Here is a 14,648-nt window from a genome sequence, read left to right on the forward strand (position 1 = left end):
TGACTTAACAAAAGCGAATTAATCTGGTTCTTATATTAAGAAAAACTGGATGAAGGTATGGACACCCGTCAACTCAAGACCCTGGTCGCTATCGCAACCCATGGCACCTTCACCAAGGCGGCGGAGATCGTAAACCTGACGCCATCGGCAGTCAGTCAACAGATCCAGGCGCTGGAAGTCGAACTGAACATCATCCTGTTCGAACGGTCGTCCCGTCCTCCAAAGTTGACCTCGCAGGGACTTCAAGTCCTTGAAATGGCTCAGGAGATGTTACGTCTCGAAGACGATACCAAGGCAAATCTGCGGGCAGACAAGCTCGCCGGCACCCTCATGCTGGGCTCTGTTCGTTCCAGTGCACTCAATCTGCTGCCGAGAGCCATTGTCCAGATGCGAAACCAGTATCCCGATCTGAAAACCAATCTGAGAGTTTCGCTGTCTTCAACCCTGATTGCCGATGTGGCTTCCGGACGGCTCGATGCTGCAGTGGTCGCGGAGCATGTCGGCATTCCGCCCGCCTTGCGCTGGAGCCCCTTCCTTCGTGAGCCGCTCTGGCTGATCGCACCGGAAGACACAAAATCCGCCGACCCCGCCGACCTGCTTGCCACCTGTCCGTTCATTCGATTTCGCAGCGCCGTGCCGCTTGCCAACCTTATCGACACGGAGATCTCTCGCATGGGGATCGCAACCAACGACGTTGCCGAGATCGACACGATCGGGTCCATCGTCACATGTGTCCGGCAAGGCATGGGAGTTTCCGTTGTACCGCATGTCGCCTTGCAGGAACCGGATCACCAGCGGCTGACAAAACTCCCTTTCGGCAATCCGCAAGTGACAAGGCAAATCGGCATCGTTGAGCGGATCGTATCGCCGCGGGCTGAAATCATCGCGCGTATCCACACGGTACTTGCCGAACTTTGCGCCCCGCATGGCGTAAGCAGAATAGAGGACGTGTCTTGACCATCCTCCGGAGGATCACCAGCCGGTAGGCTGCACCGCCTCATCAATGTGTCTTGTCAAAAAGGCTGTCACCAACGAGGTCGTTCGGTTTCAGGGCCGAGAAAGAAGGCGCTGCCTGGACAAACGGAAGATCCTCGCATTGTTTTTTGCATCACAAGAACAAGGTGGCAATGCCTGGCAGAAGAATAACGAGCAGCAAAACCAGCAGCATGACCGCGATGAATGGCATCGTGCCCGCGAAAATCTGTTCGACGGAAACGTCCGGATCGTTGAGCGTATTGTGCACCGTGAAGACCGAGATGCCGAAGGGCGGCGTCAGGAGGCCGATTTCAACGGCGATCACGATGACGATGCCGAACTGGCTGAGGTCTATACCCATGTGCTGCGCGATGGGCGCTGCGATAGGCACCATGATCAGGAGGATCGACGTGCTGTCGAGGATCATGCCCATGACGAGAATGAGCGCCGAGCACAGAACCATGAAGCCCATCGGGCCGAGGCCGGTTTCGTTGACGAGGCTTGCGATGGCGTTGGGAAGGCCGGCGATCGACAACATGCGCGAATAGTAACTGGCAGCGACAAGCAGCAGCAGGATCGATACCGAGATCACGCCGGTCTGCTTCATCACCCGCCACAGGTTATGGCGGTTGAGGGAACGGCGTGAAAGCGCAACCAGCAGCGCACCGAAGGCGCCGACACCGCCAGCCTCTGTTGGTGTGAAATATCCCGAATAAAGTCCGCCGAGCACCAGAACCACGAGCAGGATGATCGGCACCAGCTTGGCGATCATCCGGCCAAGCGGCATCGGTTCGATCGCGCTGTCGCGCCGGCGCTCCTTCGCAGCAGCCGGATCGGTGAGAACGAAACCCGGGAACAGGACGGTCACGGCAACGAGCATTGTCACGAAGCCACCGGCAAGCATCAGCCCCGGCACGATGCCGGCGATGAACATGCCACCGATGGAGACTTCTGCCAGAACCCCGTAAATAATGAGGAGCAAGCTCGGCGGGATCAGCATACCGAGTACCGACGAGCCCGCGACGGTGCCGGCAGCAAAGGCCGGGCGATACCCGTGACGCTCCATTTCAGGGACTGCGACGCGCGTGAATACCGCCGCCGAGGCAATGGAAACGCCGGTGACCGCAGCGAAGATCGTGTTGGCCGCGACAGTCGCGACCCCGAGCCCGCAGATGACCCGGCGCAGCAGTTCCTCTGCAACTTCGAAGGTGTCCCGCCCGACGTTGGAAACGCTCACCAGCAGCCCCATCAGGACGAAGAGGGGAATGGTCGCAAACAGATAATCGGCAATGCCGCTGTAGACGGTCAGCTCCAGCATCCTGAAGGCAAGGTCGATGTTATTGCGGATGATCCATATCCCGGCAAAGGCCACCAGGAACAGCGCATAGGCTATTTGCATGCCGAGCAGAACCAGAACGATCAACGCGCCGACAAGCAGGAAGCCAATGGTCAACGTCGTCATGAAAAGCTCCGGAACATGCGAATTTCTGTGTGAGCCCGGTAAAACGCGGCCAGAACAGCCACCGCCGAGCCCAGGACCGTTATGCCCCGGAAGGGCCAGGTCGGAATGGTGAAGACGCCCTGGACGCCGAAAAATTCGGACGTCGCCCAGGCACTGGCGAATTTCGGCCAGGAAGCCCAGAGAATGAGACCGAACACGATGACGCCGCAAAGGGAGAACAGGGCCTCGATCAGGCAGACACCTTTCGGCGACACGCTTTCAAGACGCCGGACGAGAAAATCGGCCCGGGTCAGGCGCTTTTGCAGGATGGCAGCGGCAACCTGCAGGAAGACGATGGCAACAACGGTGCGCGCAGCAATTTCCGCAACGCCGGTAATCGGCGCGTTGAAGAAGTTTCGACCAAGGACATCAGCGACGATCAGTATCATGAGCGCGCCGATGGAAAGTGTACCGACCGATGACATGATGGCGGCCGTGCCGCCGAGCATTGCGCCGAAAGGCGCTTCCGAGAATGCCGGGACATAGGCGTCGTCGGCCTCGGTTCTGGTCTCATCCGTCATCGTTACGTCCAGTTCGCTCTCAATAAACCCGCCCGGACAAGATGCCGGGCGGGAGAGGTGTGAGGCAAGGCCGCTCTCAGAGCCCTTCGTCCCAGGACCTCAGCGGTTCCGCACCGCGTGCGCGCAGGGCGTCGAAATAGGCCTTCAGCACGACACGGCCGGCATCGCCGGTCTGTTCCAGCCACGGTTCCACGATATTCGGCAGTCCGTTCACCCAGGCGGTTTTTTCTGCTTCCGGCAGTTCGTGGATCGTCAGACCCGCTTCCTGCATTTCCTTGAGTGCTCGCGTGGCAAGATCCTCGACATATTGACCGTGTGCCGCGGAAGTTGCCTTCGCAGCTTCCCGGAAGGCGGCCTGGACTGGTTCCGGCAGACCGTCGAAGAAGTCCTTGTTGGCCGCGATGCCGCCGAAATACATCGAGCCGATGCCCACGCGGGTGAGTTCAGGCGCGACTTCATAGACGCGGGTCGGCAGAATGCCCGACGCGAAGGACAGCGTACCTTCGGTCACGCCGGTCTGGATGTTGGTGTAATAGGTCGTCAGTGCACCATCGACCGGCGTTGCTCCCGTCCCGCGCAACCAGTTGGCCGAGGTTCCCGGGGCGTTGAGCTTGCGGTTTTCAAGATCCTTCATGGAGTTTACCGGGAAGGTGGCATAGATGTCGTAGCTGTCGGTAATGAGCGACGACAGATGAACCATGCCGTTTTCCGCCCAGCTGTCACGCAGCTCCGGCAGGTTTGCCGAAAGATCATCGAAGATCTCGATGATCATCTTGTGGTCTTCCGTGGCAAACGGCGTGAAATAGGTCACGTTCTGGAGCGGCATGTTCGCACCTTCCCAGACGGTGCCGACCATGCCCACATCGACGATGCCGTCCATGACGGCCTCACGCGTGTCGGTGAATTTGTAGAGCGTGCCGGCGTAGGACTCCACCCAGTCGACCTTGTATTCGCCGGCGGCTTCCAGGATCCGGTTCACTTCCGGCTGGAAGGTGTTCTTCATCGCATAGACCCAGATGTTCTGTTCCGGATGCGACGAACCGATGTTGACCGTGATCGCCTGTTGCGCGGCGGCGAGGCCGGCAGAACTGGCCAGCATGGCCGTTGCGGTTGCCAATGTTACGAACTTCATGATTTTCCTCCCTGCATTCGGAGCCTTATCCTCCCAGGCTCCTCTGGTTCAGTCATTCAAGGTTCCAAGTGCTCTCACGATCCGTTCAGGGGTGAACGGCATTTCTGTCACTTGCGCGCCCATGGGCCGCAGGGCGTCGTTGATCGCATTCATGACGGCGGCCGGAGACCCGGCAGTGCCCGCCTCGCCCGCGCCCTTGGCCCCGAGCAAACTCTCCCCCGTCGGCGTTTCAACGTGCCCGATGATCATGTCGGGCATTTCAGCTGCCATCGGCACGAGGTAGTCTGCCATCGAGCCGTTCAGGAGCTGGCCTTCCGCGTCATAGTGGATTTCCTCAAAGAGCGCTCCGCCCAGTCCCTGAACGATGCCACCCCGGATCTGCTCGTCCACGAGAAGCGGATTGATCACCCGCCCGCAATCCTCGACGCACCAATGCTTCAGCAGCTTCACGATGCCGGTCTCCGTATCGACCTCGAGGTAGGAGGCCTGGACGCCGTTGGTGAAGGCAAAGGGATATTCGGACGTGATGAAGTGCCGTGTCTGGACGAGTTCCCGCGGCAGGCCCTTTGGCAATGTGTCGCCGCGGAAGTAGACGATCCTGCCGAGCTCCTCGAGCGGCATGCGGGCTTCGCCCGAGGTGCTGTCGACCACAGCGCCGTCGCGGATGTCGAGCTGCGCCTGATCGGCCTGGAGCATGGAAGCGGCCACCTCAAGGATGGAATCGCGAAGCGCCCGCGCCGCCTGCAGCGCAGCCTCGCCGCCGATACCGGCCCCGCGCGACGCCCAGGTGCCGCCACCATAGGGCGTCACTTGTGTATCACCGGTAATGACGCGCACACGCGCAGGGGACACGCCAAGACCCTCGGCAACCACCTGGCTCAGCATTGCCTCGGTGCCCTGCCCCTGTTCGGTTACGCCGGACAGCGCAACGATCGATCCGTCCGGATCCATCCGCACCGTGCAACCGTCTTGTGCCGAAATACGCGCGCCGCCGATACCGTACATGAAGGGCGAGGGATTGGTCAGCTCGATGAAGCTTGCAATACCGATGCCCCTGTAGATGCCCTTCTTGCGGAGCTCTGCCTGTTCGGCTCGCAAGCCGTCGTAATCCATCAGCTCCAGAAGCTTGTCCATGGAGGCATGATGCGACAGCCCCTCGAAACGCATGTTCGCGGGAGACGTCACCGGATAGGCATCATCCCTGAACATGTTGCGCCGGCGGATCTCGACCGGGTCCATGCCGATTTCGGCGGCCGCCATATCCACCAGGCCTTCGGTGATCGCGACCGCGATCGGATGGCCGACTGCCCGGTACTGGCAGGTCGGCGTCTTGTTCTGGAAGACGACCGTGGTCCTGGCCCGGTAATTCTGGAAGTCATAGGGGCCACCGCAGAGGTTCACCACCTGGTTGCCTTCGATGGCGGAGGTCCGCGGATAGACCGAATATGGGCCGATCGCCGTCCAGTCATCGACATCCATGGCGAGGATCCGGCCGTCTTCTCCAACTGCAATCTTCGCCTCGATCTGATGATCGCGGGCGTGGATGTCGCTGGAGAAACTTTCCAGCCGGTCGGCAATGAATTTCACCGGCCGTTTCATGATCTTGGCGATTGCCGCGGTCGCCATTTCATCCGGATAGACATGCACCTTGATGCCGTAGGAGCCGCCGACGTCCTCGCAGATGACCCGGACCCGGCTTTCCGGCAGGTCGAGATGAGTGGCCAGAACTGTCTGGATCATGTGGGGCGCCTGCGTCGCATGCCAGGCGGTCATCTGTTCCTCGGCCGGGTTCCAGTCGACCAGCATCGAGCGCGGTTCCAGCGTCACGCCAGTGTGCCGTCCGGTGACGAACCGCGCCGAGACGACCTTGTGCGCGGTCCGGAAGGTTTCGTCCACGTCCCCCTGTTCGTGCAGGCGCCGGAAGGCGAGGTTGTCGCCCATATCCGGATGCAGCACCGGCGTTTCAGGATCGAGCGCGCTCATCATGTCGGTGACGACGTCCAGTTGCTCGTAGTCAACATCGACAAGAGCCGCGCCATCCTCGGCAGCAGCGCGAGAGGTCGCGACAACGGCTGCCACCGGTTCGCCGACCCAGCAGGCTCGGTCAACGGCAATCGCGTGTTCCGGCGGCGATTTCAGGCCTTTCAGATGGGCGAGCACAGCAACCCATGGCTTGCAGACCTCGGCGATGTCCTTGCCCGTGAAGACCCGGAGCACACCCTTCACCGATTTTGCATCCTCGGCGTCGATACGGTTGATCTTCGCGTGCGCGAAGGGCGAGCGCACAAAAGCGACATGGACCATGCGCGGCAGCACGATGTCGTCCACATAGACGCCGCGCCCCTGGACCAGACGCCGGGCATTGGGCCGCGGGACCGTCTTGCCGATATAGGAATTGGGCCGGTCCGGATTACCGAATTGAATGGTCATGCGGCCCCCTTCTGTGCGCGGACACGCGCTACCGATTCAACTGCATCCACGATGGCTTCGTAGCCGGTGCAGCGGCAGTAATTGCCCGACAGATGTTCGCGGATCTGATCGCGTGACGGCATGCCGCCGGCCTCCAGCAGCTCGTTAATGGCAACCAGCATACCGGGCGTGCAGAAGCCGCACTGGAGCGCATTGCGCTCGACAAAGACGTCCTGAAGATCCTTTATCGCGCCCAGGTCCGACAGGCCTTCCACTGTCCAGACGTCGGCACCGTCCGCCTGGGCGGCCAGCATCAGGCAGCCGCGCAAGGCTTTGCCATCGACCTTCAGTGTACAGGCACCGCAGACACCGTGTTCGCAGCTTGCATGGGCGCCGGTAAGGCCAAGCTCGCCGCGCAGGAAATCAACGAGATGCTGACCTGCCGGAACACGCGCCTCGACGGGCTCCCCGTTAACGGTCAGGCTGATGTCGATCTTGTCGCGGAACATCTCCGTCATGCGTTTCCTCCCTCGATCCTGGCGGCGGCGCGGCGTAAGAGGACACCGGCAAGGTGGCGGCGGTAAGCGGCACTTGCCTGGGTGTCCGACGGTGGGTCGATTTCCGCCTGCAGAGCCTGAACGGCGCCATCAATGTTGCCCTGGTCGAGAGCGGCCATAGCCCCTTCGGCAAGGACCGGCTTGGGCCCGACGGAAAAAAGCGACAGCCGGTGTCCATCGGCGCGCTTGACGAGGCACACTCCGGCAAGGGCATAGTCGCCGGATCTCCTGGCAACCTCTACGATGACCTGCGTTTCGCCGGGCTCTGCCTTCGGGACCGAGAGGCCGGTCAGGATTTCCCCCTCCTCGATGGCCGTTTCGAAAATGTCCTGAAAGAAATATTCCACCGGTATGTCCCGCGAGCCGTTGAGGCCCTCCACATGTAGCGTGGCGCCAAGGGCCAGAACGCAGGCTGGAAACTCCGCAGCCGGATCGGCATGAGCCAGCGCACCACCTATCGTGCCGCGGTTGCGGATCGCAGCATGGGCGATGAATTCCACCGCCTGTGAAAGAAGCGGAGCAGACTGTCGGATCAGCGGGTTACGACCAATCTCCGCATGCGAAGTCAGCGCGCCGATCCGCAGACCATCCTGCGTTTCGGTTACCCCGGAAAGCTCGCTCAGGCGGGAAATGTCGATCAGGACGTCGCCTGCGGAGAGACGCAGGTTCAAGGCCGCAACCAGGCTCTGGCCACCTGCAAGCACGCGGCCGTTGCCGTCGCTCGCGGCCAGCATTTCCAGCGCGTTGCGCAAACTGGATGCCCGGGCATAACCGCCCGCCGATGCCTTCATGGCGTCTCCCTCCCGATTTCATCGCGACGCCCTCCAGCATCGCTTATTGAGCATCTGCTCAACTTTATTGATCAGATGATCTATAAAAATCGGAAGATTGCAAGTAGATTATTGCGTGCCGTATGAGGGAGGCAGGAAAAGGAACATGAATGGAATGACCGATGTCGCCGAAACGGGGGACACTTCCAGCCGTCGCAGGCTGCCCCCTTCCGAACGCCGCCAGCAGATCGTTGAAGGTGCCGTCGCCTTCTTCGCCGAGGTCGGCCTTGACGGCAACACACGCGATCTCGCCAAGCGTATTGGCGTCACGCAATCGCTGCTTTTCAACTATTTCGCCACCAAGGACGACCTCATAGAGGCGGTCTACGAAAAGGTGTACCTCGGTCGACTTTCTCCCGACTGGCCGGAGCGGCTGACCGACCGGGAAGTGCCGCTGCGTCGGCGCCTGCTCGATTTCTACACTGAATACAGCACACTCATCTTCCAGTACGCGTGGATGCGGATTTTCATGTTTTCCGGCCTTTATGGCGCAGAACTCAACCGACGCTATCTCAAACATCTGGGTGACGTCATCCTGCTGCCGCTCCTGGGCGAGATCGAGCATGAGGTCAGTTCCGGCGTCACACCGGTCATGGAAGATATCTGGAACCTGCACGGCGGCATCGTCTACATCGGCATCCGACAGCACATCTACCGAACCCCCTGCCCGGACGATCCGTCCGAGGCCATATCAAGAGCGATCGACCGTTTCCTGCTGTCGTTCGGAATCAGTCCCTGCCCTTGAGCTGGTGCTGAAGAGGTTGTCCGCTGTTCAAGCGGCTCATTCACCACCCCCGGAGAGGTACACGCGGGACAAGGCTCCAATCCTGTTCGAAGCGCAGCTGGACAGTCGGAAACGCGATTTCGGTAACTTCGTGGAGAACAGAGATAACGTCGATCCGGCTATCCTCCAGGTTTTTCAAGGACCGCATAGCATCCACAAGCTCCCAGGCAGCTACACACATTCCGGGAACCTCAATCTTGCAGTGAGGTGAATCCAGCAAACAGCCCGTCAGATCAACATCCGCCGAGGCTCTTTCAAAAGACCCGCGTAATAGCTCAGGAAGCGCGCGGCGTCGGCGCCGTTGATGACCCTGTGGTCGTAACTGAGGTCGAGGGGCACCATCTGGACGGGTTGGAAAGCCTCCCCGTCCCAGACGGGGGACATTTCGGTGCGAGTGATGCCGAGAATGGCGACTTCGGGCGGATTGACGATTGGGGTGAAGGCGGTGCCGCCGATGCCGCCGAGGTTGGTGATGGTCATGGACGCACCGCCCATTTCATCAGGGCGCACCTTGCGCTCTTGTGCTCTGGAGGCAAGGTCGGCGATTTCCGCCGCGATCTGCCAGAGGCCTTTCCGGTCAACGTCCCGGATCACCGGCACCATAAGGCCGTGGGCGGTGTCGACCGCGATGCCAAGGTGCACGTAGTCCTTCAGGAACAGCGTCTTGCCGTCCGGACTGAGAGAAGCGTTGAACTTCGGGAACTCCCGCAAGGCCTTCGACAAGGCTTTGGCATGGAAAGCTAGCGCCGTCAGCTTCACGCCGCGCTCGCCGGCTTCCGTCCGCAATTCCTTGCGCAGGGCTTCAATGGCGGTCATCTCCGCGCGGTCGTGATGGGTGACGGCGGGAATGAGCCGCTGGGCGGCGGCCATGTTCTGCGCGGCAACCTGCGCGAACCGTGAGACGGGCTCTTCCGTTACGGAGCCGAAAAGCGCGTGGTCGACGTCCCAGTACCCGCGGTCTCCTGTTTCAACTGGAGAAGCTGAGACCGAAGGCGACATCCCAGTATCGCCTTCGCCTTCCACATCCTCCCGGGCGATGGACGTACGTCCGATGTCGCGCGCGAGTTTCTCTATGTCTATGCCCTTCTGCCGGGCCAGCGCCCTGACTGAAGGCGGTGCGATCACGTCGGACATTTCCACCTCCTACCAGCTTGCCGAAATATACTGGGTTTCCATGAACTCCAGCATGCCTTCATGACCGCCTTCACGGCCAAGGCCGGACTGCTTGGCGCCGCCGAAGGGAGCCGCCGGATCGGAGACGAGGCCGCGGTTGAAGCCGACCATGCCGTAGTCCAGCTTCTCGCAGACCTGCAGGCCGCGTTTCATGTCCTTCGTGAAGACATAGGCAACCAGACCATATTCCGTGTCGTTGGCCCTGCGGATCACGTCGTCCTGATCGGTGAAGGTCTGGAGGGCGGCGACGGGCCCGAAGATTTCGTCATGCACGCAGTCGGCCGTCTCGGGCACACCCGACAGAACCGTGGGCGGATAGAAAAAGCCCGTTCCGCCCGGCAGGTCGCCACCGACTTCGATCTTCGCCCCCTTCTCAACGGCATCACGAACGAAATCCGCAACCTTGTCGCGGGTTTCCGCATTGACCAGCGGGCCGACATCCACGTCCGGGTCAGATCCGTCACCGACCTTCAGTTTTTTCATGGCCTCGACAAGTCGGCGGGTAAAGTCGTCGGCAACGGCTTCGTGTACATAGATCCGATTGGCCGCCGTGCAGGCTTCACCGAGGTTGCGCATCTTGGCCAGCATCGTGCCCTGCACCGCCTCATCAAGGTCGGCATCGTCAAAGACGATCAGCGGTGCGTTGCCGCCAAGTTCCATCGCCGGTTTGAGAACCTGATCGGCCGCAGAATGCAGCAGCTTGCGGCCAACCGCCGTGGAACCGGTGAAGGAGACGACGCGCACGCGCGGGTCGTGCAGCATGTGATCGACAAGCGCGCCGGTGCGCTTGGAAGGCAGCACGTTGACAAGGCCAGCCGGAACGCCGGCTTCTTCCAGGAGGGGCATGAGCGCCAGCATGGTCAGCGGTGTTTCGGAAGCCGGTTTGATGATCACCCCGCAGCCAGCGGCCAGAGCCGGAGCGATCTTGCGGGTGCCCATCGCCGCAGGATAGTTCCAGGGCGTGACAAGAACCGCAAGGCCGGCAGGCTTGTGCTGCACGATGATGCGCGCGCCTGAAGCCGGCGCGTGGGTGATGAGGCCGTCGGCGCGTACGGCTTCTTCGGCAAACCAGCGGAAGAATTCGGCGGCATAGGTCGCCTCGCCCATGGCGTCACTGCGCGCCTTGCCGTTTTCAAGTGTGATCATGCGGGCAAAGTCTTCCAGCCGCGCCGTCATCAATTCCCACGCCTTGCGCAGAACTTCCGAACGTTCGCGCGGCGTTTTGGCGGCCCATTTTGCCATCGCGGCTTCCGCTGCATCCAGCGCGGCATCCGCGTCGTTGATGTCTGCGGAGGCGACGGAGGCAAGCACCTCTTCGGTTGCCGGGTTCAGAACGTCGAACCTTTCGCCGCTCGCTCCCGCGCGCCAGGCGCCGTTAATGTAAAGATCGGTATGGTCCATAATGGTCCCCATCGGTTCAAAGCAGGTGGCGAAGCGGTTGCTCCATCCGACCCGCGAAATTGGAAAGCAGGTCGATCGCCCGAGGTGCAGTCAGTCGGTCACCGGTCCATTCCAGCACGAGAGCGAGATCCTCCCCCTGGCGAAGGATGCTGATGACAGGGCATTTGCCTGCATCAAGCTGAAGCGCCGAGATGCGGCTTGCTCTCAGGTCACGCACCAGCAGATCCACTTCTTGATCATCGTCCGCCGGTTTGACCTGACCAAGCCATAGCGAAGCAGCGGAGTAGGCTTGCGACTGCCACATATTCTCAACGCGGACTTTGGCGGGAAAGTTCCCGAAACTGGCAGCCGCAAATCCGGCTAGCAGAGCTGCCTGATCGGTTTGCCCGCCGTTGTCCTTCGCCCAGGCCACGAAGTCTGCAAATCCGGTACCCGATACCTCTGCCCTGAGTTCGAAGCGCTGCGCCGTGGCACTTGCCGCCGGCGTTTCCGCGCGCAGGGTCTTGAGGGTCTCCAGATCCTTGACGTGAAACGGCTGGGAGTGGCCGGCACCGGCCAGACGCTGCAGGTCCAGCCCTTGTTCCTGCGCAAGCCGCCGTGCCTTGGGGGACGCAAGAACTCTCCCGGCCACCCCGGGCGCTGTCTTGGCCGTCACCCGTTTTTCAGGAGAAGGTGCAGGCGTGTTGGCAGGTTCCGTCTTTTCCTGCCGCTCCGGCGCAGATTCACCAGCTGCAGAGGTTGGTGCTCCAGCCGCCTTGCGCGACACTGCCTTGTCCGGTTTTTGCTCCGAAATCACCGCGATCGCCTGGCCGACAGGCACTTCATCTCCCGCTTCCGCCAGAAGCGCGGCCACGAAACCGTCGCGGCCGGCATTGACCTCAACCGTGCTCTTGTCCGTTTCCACTTCGAAGAGAATGTCGTCAGCCGCAACGGCTTCTCCGGGCTGTTTGCACCAGGCAACCAAAAGGCCCGTGTCCTGAGCCATGCCGAGTGTCGGCATGATCACCTGATGTCCGTCTGGAAGCTCATCCTCCCCGGCCTCCATGCCGCCCGGTGCAGGTTCTGCCGTATCGGCGGCCTTCTCCGGTGAAGGCGCATTGCCTGCCTCTACAGCCCCTTCCGGGGTTTCAGAGATCATCGCGATCACCTGTCCAACCGGAACATCGCTGCCTGCTTCCACGGAGACGTCGGTCAGATAGCCTTCCTTCTGCGCCTCCACTTCCATGGCGGCCTTGTCGGTTTCCACCTCGAAAAGCACATCGCCAGCGGCGACCGCCTCTCCCGGTTTCTTGTGCCAGGCCAGCAATTGGCCGCTGTCCTGGGCCATGCCGAGCGCGGGCATGATCACCTCATGCGGCATGGACCAGCTCCCCGCGACAGATCTTGCGCGCGTTGTCGGCAACTCCTGCGGCATTCGGCACGGTGATGTCTTCAAGGGCGGGCGAAAACGGCACCGGCACGTCCATGGCGCCCATGCGGATGACCGGCGCGTCGAGGTGGTAGAAAGCTTTCTCGCTGATCCGCGCTGCGATTTCCGCCGTCACGCCGTAGCTCTGGTGACCTTCGTCGATGACGATGGCGCGCGACGTCTTGCGGACTGAACGCAGGATGGTTTCCTCATCCAGCGGCACGATCGTGCGCGGGTCGATGATCTCCGCGCTGATGCCCTCGCGAGACAACGTTTCCGCTGCTTCCTCGGCCACCTGCACCATGGAAGAGGTCGCCACCAGCGTGACGTCCCGACCCTCGCGCTTGATGTGCGCCTGACCGAAGGGGATCAGGTATTCTTCCTCCGGCACCGAGGCCTTGTCGTTGTACATCAGCTTGTCTTCGAAGATGACCACCGGATTGTTGTCCCGGATTGCCGTCTTCATCAGGCCCTTGGCCTCGTAAGCCGAAGAAGGCATGGCGACCTTCAGTCCCGGAATGTGGGCGACAAGCGCCTGCAGGGACTGGCTGTGCTGGGCGGCGGAGCGCCGGGTCGCGCCCATGTTGGTGCGCAGGACCAGCGGCACGTTCAGCTTGCCGCCGGACATATAGTGGGTCTTGGCGGCCTGATTGCAGAGCTGATCCATGACCAGATAGAGAAAGTCGCCGAACATCAGATCGACGATCGGCCTCAGTCCGGTCATCGCCGCACCAACGGCAATGCCCATGAAGCCGGGTTCGGATATCGGCGTGTCGATGATCCTATCCGTTCCGAACTCCTCCACCAGGCCGGACAGCACCTTGAACGGCGTTCCGGCCTCCGCGACGTCTTCGCCCAGGAGAATGATCGACGGATCCCGGCGCATTTCTTCCGCGATGGCTTCGTTGACGGCCCTGGACAGGGTGATTTCACGTGTCATGGCATCCCTCCTCAGGCGGCCGTGCCGGCGTAGACATGCATGTCCACTTCCCGCACATCCGGATATTTCGCGTCGAGCGCATATTTGACGGCAGCTTCCGCATCGGCGGCGATTTCATTGTCGATGGCCACCAGTTCGTCGGCGGTCATGATCTTCTGGTCGATCAGCCACTTGCCGAAGTTGGTGATCGGGTCGCGCGCAGACTTCCACTCCGTCTCTTCATCCTTGGTGCGGTAGTAGTCGCGGTTGATATCGCCGACGTGGTGGCCGTGATAGCGATAGGTGTCGAGTTCGATGAAGAACGGGCCTTCGCCCTTTCGGCATCTGGCGGCGAGCTCTCCCGCCAGCTTGTTCACGGCCAGCACATCCTGGCCATCGACCTTGAAACTCTCGATGCCGAAGGCTTCCGCCCGGGCGGTGAGCGAACCGGCCGCGATTTCCTCGGTCTTGGTGTATTCGCTGTAGCCGTTGTTCTCGCAGGCGTAGATGACAGGGAGCTTCCAGAGCGCGGCCATGTTCATGACCTCGTACCAGAGCCCCTGTGCCGTCGCGCCATCTCCGAAGAAACACACGGTGACGTGCCCGGTGCCCAGACGCTTGGCGGTGAGTGCCGATCCGGTGGCAATGCCCATGGAGCCGCCGACAATGGCGTTGGCGCCAAGGTTGCCGTTGGCCTGATCGGCGATATGCATCGACCCGCCCTTGCCCCGGCAATAGCCCTCTTCCTTGCCCAGAAGCTCGCAGAACATTTCCTTGAAATGCGCCCCCTTGGCGACACAGTGACCGTGCCCCCTGTGCGTCGACGTGATCTTGTCTTCGGGCGTCAGCGCTTCGCAGATGCCGACGGCCACGGCTTCCTGACCGGAATACATGTGGGTCAGGCCCGGCATCTTCGCCGACAGGTAAAGCTGGTTGGCGTTGTCCTCGAAGGCACGGATGCGCACCATCTGCGTGTACATGCGCAGATACTCTTCCGTGTTGTGTTTCTTTTTCTTCGCAGCGCTCATCTTGTTGTCC

Annotated in this window: 13 protein-coding genes; 2 read left to right on the plus strand and 11 right to left on the minus strand. The window is 61.3% G+C overall.

Annotation, left to right across the window (positions count from 1 at the left end; genetic code table 11):
- Positions 1-57 precede the first annotated feature (57 nt).
- A complete protein-coding gene (locus ACYQ6M_RS17835) occupies positions 58-957 on the plus strand; it encodes a LysR family transcriptional regulator (RefSeq protein ID WP_460074807.1) in 900 nt (299 codons plus the stop codon).
- A 151-nt stretch (positions 958-1,108) separates the two neighbouring features.
- Here the strand turns inward: ACYQ6M_RS17835 and ACYQ6M_RS17840 are convergent, their stop codons facing one another.
- The 6 genes from ACYQ6M_RS17840 to ACYQ6M_RS17865 form a co-directional block, all read right to left on the minus strand.
- Entirely contained in the window at positions 1,109-2,437 is a 1,329-nt protein-coding gene (locus ACYQ6M_RS17840; protein WP_055658240.1) for a TRAP transporter large permease, read from the minus strand.
- Entirely contained in the window at positions 2,434-2,997 is a 564-nt protein-coding gene (locus tag ACYQ6M_RS17845) for a TRAP transporter small permease subunit (RefSeq protein ID WP_023001699.1), read from the minus strand. Before ACYQ6M_RS17845 ends, ACYQ6M_RS17840 begins: the two co-directional genes overlap by 4 nt.
- Before the next feature lie 76 nt (positions 2,998-3,073).
- Positions 3,074-4,129, minus strand: coding sequence for a C4-dicarboxylate TRAP transporter substrate-binding protein (locus ACYQ6M_RS17850; RefSeq protein ID WP_023001700.1), 1,056 nt, complete (start codon positions 4,127-4,129; stop codon positions 3,074-3,076).
- A gap of 48 nt (positions 4,130-4,177) precedes the next feature.
- Positions 4,178-6,559 (minus strand): xanthine dehydrogenase family protein molybdopterin-binding subunit, encoded by a 2,382-nt coding sequence (locus ACYQ6M_RS17855; protein WP_460074808.1) that lies wholly within the window; start codon positions 6,557-6,559, stop codon positions 4,178-4,180.
- A complete protein-coding gene (locus ACYQ6M_RS17860) occupies positions 6,556-7,056 on the minus strand; it encodes a (2Fe-2S)-binding protein (RefSeq protein WP_075281370.1) in 501 nt (166 codons plus the stop codon). The genes ACYQ6M_RS17855 and ACYQ6M_RS17860 overlap by 4 nt, the downstream gene beginning before the upstream one ends.
- Positions 7,053-7,886 carry an FAD binding domain-containing protein gene (locus ACYQ6M_RS17865; RefSeq protein WP_460074809.1) on the minus strand — a complete coding sequence of 278 codons (834 nt, stop codon included), beginning with the start codon at positions 7,884-7,886 and terminating at the stop codon, positions 7,053-7,055. The genes ACYQ6M_RS17860 and ACYQ6M_RS17865 overlap by 4 nt, the downstream gene beginning before the upstream one ends.
- A gap of 145 nt (positions 7,887-8,031) precedes the next feature.
- Between ACYQ6M_RS17865 and ACYQ6M_RS17870 the strand changes: the two genes are divergently transcribed.
- Positions 8,032-8,670: a TetR/AcrR family transcriptional regulator gene (locus ACYQ6M_RS17870; RefSeq protein ID WP_460074810.1), complete on the plus strand. Its 639-nt coding sequence runs from the start codon at positions 8,032-8,034 to the stop codon at positions 8,668-8,670.
- 267 nt (positions 8,671-8,937) lie between these two features.
- Here ACYQ6M_RS17870 and ACYQ6M_RS17875 read toward each other — a convergent pair whose 3' ends face one another.
- From ACYQ6M_RS17875 to ACYQ6M_RS17895, 5 genes are read right to left on the minus strand one after another with little or no spacing between them, the layout of a single operon-like run.
- Positions 8,938-9,843: a 2-oxo acid dehydrogenase subunit E2 gene (locus ACYQ6M_RS17875; RefSeq protein ID WP_460074811.1), complete on the minus strand. Its 906-nt coding sequence runs from the start codon at positions 9,841-9,843 to the stop codon at positions 8,938-8,940.
- Positions 9,844-9,852: 9 nt separating this feature from the next.
- The gene (locus ACYQ6M_RS17880) at positions 9,853-11,283 is read right to left on the minus strand and encodes an NAD-dependent succinate-semialdehyde dehydrogenase (RefSeq protein ID WP_460074812.1); all 1,431 of its coding nucleotides are present in this window, start codon (positions 11,281-11,283) and stop codon (positions 9,853-9,855) included.
- A 16-nt stretch (positions 11,284-11,299) separates the two neighbouring features.
- Positions 11,300-12,643: a biotin/lipoyl-containing protein gene (locus tag ACYQ6M_RS17885; protein WP_460074813.1), complete on the minus strand. Its 1,344-nt coding sequence runs from the start codon at positions 12,641-12,643 to the stop codon at positions 11,300-11,302.
- Positions 12,633-13,631, minus strand: a complete 999-nt coding sequence (locus ACYQ6M_RS17890) for an alpha-ketoacid dehydrogenase subunit beta (RefSeq protein WP_460074814.1) — start codon at positions 13,629-13,631, stop codon at positions 12,633-12,635. Before ACYQ6M_RS17890 ends, ACYQ6M_RS17885 begins: the two co-directional genes overlap by 11 nt.
- Before the next feature lie 11 nt (positions 13,632-13,642).
- Positions 13,643-14,638, minus strand: a complete 996-nt coding sequence (locus ACYQ6M_RS17895) for a thiamine pyrophosphate-dependent dehydrogenase E1 component subunit alpha (protein ID WP_460074815.1) — start codon at positions 14,636-14,638, stop codon at positions 13,643-13,645.
- Between the last annotated feature and the right edge of the window lie 10 nt (positions 14,639-14,648).

The sequence above is a fragment of the Roseibium sp. ROS1 genome (genome assembly GCF_054658215.1).